At 38.8% G+C, this 4,578-nt stretch carries 3 protein-coding genes and 1 pseudogene; all 4 read left to right on the top strand.

The annotated features are described in order from the left end of the window. Positions 1–524: 524 nt before the first annotated feature. Positions 525–1,205: pseudogene (locus tag DIS06_RS20840) on the top strand (plasmid recombination protein); the annotation flags it as partial. Between the two features lie 424 nt (positions 1,206–1,629). Then, the gene (locus DIS06_RS04440) at positions 1,630–1,962 is read left to right on the top strand and encodes a hypothetical protein (RefSeq protein ID WP_162595872.1); all 333 of its coding nucleotides are present in this window, start codon (positions 1,630–1,632) and stop codon (positions 1,960–1,962) included. Positions 1,963–2,133: 171 nt separating this feature from the next. Beyond that, entirely contained in the window at positions 2,134–2,757 is a 624-nt protein-coding gene (locus DIS06_RS04435) for a MarR family transcriptional regulator (protein ID WP_110112043.1), read from the top strand. 557 nt (positions 2,758–3,314) lie between these two features. Beyond that, the gene (locus tag DIS06_RS04430) at positions 3,315–4,118 is read left to right on the top strand and encodes a hypothetical protein (RefSeq protein WP_110112042.1); all 804 of its coding nucleotides are present in this window, start codon (positions 3,315–3,317) and stop codon (positions 4,116–4,118) included. Positions 4,119–4,578 lie beyond the last annotated feature (460 nt).

Here is a 4,578-nt window from a genome sequence, read left to right as displayed (position 1 = left end):
AGGAAGTTTTGAAACCTAGGTTTCAAACCGTCGGAGACTAAGGCGATCCAACGTGCTAACGTTGGCTGGGTTTGGGCGAGTAGCCCAGGGTCTTGCCATGCTGTGCATGGCTCGGCGTTAGCCGTAAAGCCTCGCAGAGCCCTATGTTTTTTGATGCGTAGCGTCAAAATACGTATAGGGTTACTCTTATTGACAAACTTCGTCGCTTTGCTAGACTTGTTTTATCAATAATTTTGGGCGGAGTGGTGATATTTNCTACCGGCGAGGGTAGGAAGTTTTGAAACCTAGGTTTCAAACCGTCGGAGACTAAGGCGATCCAACGTGCTAACGTTGGCTGGGTTTGGGCGAGTAGCCCAGGGTCTTGCCATGCTGTGCATGGCTCGGCGTTAGCCGTAAAGCCTCGCAGAGCCCTATGTTTTTTGATGCGTAGCGTCAAAATACGTATAGGGTTACTCTTATTGACAAACTTCGTCGCTTTGCTAGACTTGTTTTATCAATAATTTTGGGCGGAGTGGTGATATTTTATGTTGGCTTCTATCTCGTTTAATCAATCTCATAAAAGCAGCATGGCACACAACAACAGAGAAAATCTTTATGGCAATCCAGACATTGATCAGTCCAGGCTAGACGAGAATATTTATTTTGTGCAAAAGGATATTCGAGAAGTGTATCAAGATACGTTTGGTGAAGCCGTCGAAGCCTACAACGCGAAGCAAAGTAGGAAGGACCGCAGAATTGAGAACTATTTTGAGAAAATCCGAAATGACAGTAAAACGCATGAACAAAGGGAATTGATTGTGGCTATTGGTGAGGGGAAGGATGGGGAGGAACACCGTACGGCCAAGAAGCAGGCACTGGCGGAGTATGCAGAAGAGTTTCAAGAAAGAAATCCAAATCTAGCGGTCTATAACATGGTACTGCATGATGACGAAGCGAATCCCCATTTACATATCAATTATGTTCCGAACTTTGAGAGTAAGAAGGGTCTCACAAGGCGTGTCGGGATGGACAAAGCCTTACAGCAACAAGGCATTGAAGGAAAAGGGACAGAACTTATCAAACATTGGCGTGAGCGGGAGACCGCACGTATTGAGGAGCTGGCAAAGGCTCATATTCCCGATTTCGAGAGGGCGAATGTTGGCTCACATAAATACATGAAAGTTCCTCAATTCAAAGAAGCCAAAGAAACGTTTAAGCAAATCGAAGCAGAAGGGCTCAGGAAGCGCCAGGAGATTGTTAAGGCTGTTTCCTATATTGATGAACTCCATTCTTCTAAAAACGCCTTACAAGCCGAATATGAAGCTCAGAGAGCCATTGTGAGAGAGTTTAAAGAGCGTGGGAAGGGTTTAGCCCAAGCGACCAAAAAAATCGCAGAGGAACGTCAATACAAGGCTCCTAAGGTGCAACCAATATATGAACCACCAGAAGTGACAACGGATTTACTTGGAAAACACGTTAAAATCAAAAAAAGTGAGTACGAGAAAATGCTCGCCAGTCAAAAGGAATTCATGAAAGAACGAGCGAACTTGGCGAAAAGTTTTGACATTGTGGCGGAACGTTTAAAAAAAGGCGAACGTGAATAACTATTACCTTTCTGCAGAACTGGAGAAAGCGAGGGAAGCAATTCCCATGCAGACAGAGGATTTTGTTTCAAGACGGGAGCATGAACAAGTCAAGAAGGCTTTAGAAGCATCTGAAAGTCGTCACGAGGAAAAAGACAGAGTCATTGATCAGCAGCAAGAACAGATAAAAAGTTTAACGCAGCGTGTGAATGAATTGACTTCTAAGTGTGTGGAGTTCATCAAAGCCAACGTCTCAAAATCCTTTGATTTGATGAACTCTCTTGCTCAAAAAATGAATTTGGTGGAGAACGTAAACGAATCTATGAAGCAGGATAAAGAGCGTCAGCAAAGGGAAAGGCGCACGCAACAACGCAGTCATGATAACGGAATGGAGCTCTAAATGCAGGGATTCTATTAATTTGCTATAATTTACTAAGAACGAGAAAAACCGCCCTGTCTTTGGTCGGATAGGCGGTTTCTCGTATCAATCAAGGGCGTTAGCCCCTATTCAATTAGTTTAATTGTATTCTAACACATAGGGGCTAATTCCTGCCACAAGGAGAGGAATTAGATGATCAAAAAAGATAATGTTGTAGGCTTTGATAAAGCTGAACGAAACGCTAAAAAAAGGGATTTAGAGAACAAAAAAGAAAAATTTAAGCAGGATCACCACGGTGTTTCACAGGATGAATTTGATAAAGCCATGCAGACCATGAGTAAAGCTACTGGAGGAAAAGAAATTGGGATTTATACAAAACGCCCTCCACAATCAAAAGTGAAATTTGCTCAATTCATTCAAGATAACTGGGATTATGCGTTAGAAACAGACTTTTTCACGAATGAAGAAATGCTATTCTTATTGCGTATTCAACGATTTATGCAGTTTAAAAGTAATTGTGTTGTTGATGATATTCATTCCAGAAGTGCAGTTCCTATGACTCAAACACAAATAGCCGAAAGACTTAAAACCTATAAATCTCAAGTTAGTAAGATTGTAAAAAGCCTTATGGATAAAGGAGTTATTGTAAGGGCTCAAGGACATAAAGCAGAAGGTGTAAAAGCTCGTACATATGCTTTGTTTATCAATCCGAATATTATTTATAGTGGTGAACGTGATAACGTAGAAACGACCTTAAAAGCGTTATTTATGAACTCTAAACCATTATTTAAAGACTTTCCAGTAGCCCTTTTTTAAGGGCTATTTTTTACGATTTCAATAGTTATAAAATTTTATAACAAACGTTATAATTTTTTATAACTATTAAAACCATCATAAACCCTTGATATAATAACCTTTTTTACTAGTTTACTAGTCAATTTACTCTCACTCTCTATATAAGGGCTTTTCTCCAAGCAAGGTTCGGGTCGTATTTTTTGAGAAAACCGCTCAAAAAATCTCCACCCTTTCCCCCTTGCATTCCGAAATTTTGGCGGTGCTGAACTGTCGCCAAGCCGACGTACCTAAAACGAGGATTTAAGGCAATCGGCTTGCTCGAGCCATTGTACCGCCAAAATCGCCAGAGCAACCGTTCTTAATTTTTTTCTTTTGTCTTATGGATCTACGCAATAAGGGGCTAGCCCCTCTTGGCTCTCGCCAATTCACCCCAGCCTGCGCCTTCCACCCTAAAACAAGGGGGCATAAGACTATTTAACAAATTGGCTTATAAAGATGAAAACTTCCAATTTTATTAAATTATGGTAAGATAAAAAAGTTAACATTTTATGATAGGAAAATATAGGAGGATATTGTCCATGTTTAAAAAAATATTAAATATTTTAATTGTTACCTCTCTTTTGTTGGTACTGGGTGTAGGGAATGCTTTTGCAGCTGAAAATTCAGGAACAACAGAGATTAATAAAGAAGAATACAAAGCAATGATGGAAGCAGTAAAAGATAAAGTTAAACAAGGTAAAGAGGATGAAGTTGAAAATCTTCCAGAAGTAATTGATTTTAAAGAGAAATATACTGAAAACGAAATCAATGAATTTGTAAAAACTACAGATGCATTTAAAAGTGCATTCGATCAAGAAATCGCTTCTAATGAAATAAAATCAGAAGATTTAGAAATAGGAATGAATGAAGAAAAAATAGTAGAATTTGAAGATGGTAGTTTTGTTGTTATTAGTGATACTACTGAAGAAGAGCTTAAGCCTGTTAAAGATGGAATGATAAGCACTATGGCAACTCATACTGGTACTGCAGGAAAAAATTATAAGACAGATTATAAACAACAATGGTGGGGCGTGTATTTAGCAATGGAAGCTCACCTAATTACACGTTATACTGTATATAAAGATAAAATAACTATTTATGATACAGATCATGCTGGTACAAAAGCAATTTTCCCTACAACTGTTGATGCAATTACTACAAGTGTAGTTTCAAATAATAAAAAATCAGTTCAGTCTAAAGGGAATTATAGAAAAACTAATGGTGTAGTTATCGGAAGTCAACCAATAGGATACGTGACATATCATACATTAAGAACAACAATTAGTATTTCTAGCGTTTCAGGTTCAACAGTTAAATTTACTACTAAATCAACTACGGAGTAAATGTCTATGTTTGATTTAAGTTCAGCAATTGCACAAATAATATTTATAGGTGTAGTAATTATTATTGGATGGTCTATCTTTTCATTGGTAAAACGTAAAAAGAAAAAGTAGTTATTTCTAGATGGGGTGCCACCAACATTTTGACGTAAAACCCACGCTAAGACACTTTTTAGTAATGAAACAGTATTTTTTCTTACTCTAAGCTGATTTCCCTAGAATTTTAGAATAGACCTTTAATAAGTAGCGTCCCGAGACTCCCTGGTTTGAGGGGTCTTTTTTTATTTTGACTCATTTTATTTATATCCCTGAGTGAAGACTTTCAAACACTGAGAAAGCTACTTGAGGCGTCTGTCAACGGTAAGCGGACCGCAGGGAGCATTAAGGAGTTGACAGACTCTCTGAACCCGAACCCTCTTGGCATTGTCGAAAATCCATTTTTCGACCTGCCTACCGGCGAGGG

Origin of the sequence: Bacillus sp. CGMCC 1.16541, assembly GCF_003184905.1 — a bacterium.
Classification (GTDB): Bacteria; Bacillota; Bacilli; order Bacillales; family Bacillaceae_H; genus Priestia.
Note: the sequence above shows the minus strand (reverse complement) of the source record. Positions and strands in the feature narration are given on the sequence as shown.